Raw genomic sequence first — 443 nt, 5'->3', positions numbered from 1 at the left:
GCCCGCCGGCCACGGCCGAAAACCAGCAAGCTACGCATCGAAGGGCCGCTGCGTAACTGTGTGAACGACGGGCTGCGCCAACGTTGGTCTCCGGAGCAGATATCGAAGAAGCTGGTCACGGACTTTCCCGATAATCCGGAGATGCGCGTGAGCCACGAAACGATCTACCAAGCCCTCTACATCCAGGCCCGGGGCGGGCTCAAACGCGAGGTCCAGGCCGCGCTGCGCACCGGCCGCGCGCGCCGCAAACCCCAGCGCAGCGCCGAACACCGCACGCCGCGGTTCGCTGACCCCATGATCATGATCTCGGAGCGCCCTGCCGAGATCGAGGACCGGGCCGTGCCCGGGCATTGGGAAGGCGACCTGATCATCGGCGCCGGCGGCAAGTCCGCGATAGGCACGCTGGTCGAACGGGCCACCCGCTACGTCATGCTGGTCCACCT

The 443-nt window shown here is 67.3% G+C and carries 1 protein-coding gene; it reads left to right on the top strand.

The window, feature by feature from the left end:
* On the top strand, positions 1–443 hold a 443-nt coding region (locus AC5RWX_RS34335), incomplete at both ends, for an IS30 family transposase (RefSeq protein ID WP_494100587.1).

The organism is Arthrobacter sp. SPT-J7 (assembly GCF_059089965.1).
Note: the sequence above shows the minus strand (reverse complement) of the source record. Positions and strands in the feature narration are given on the sequence as shown.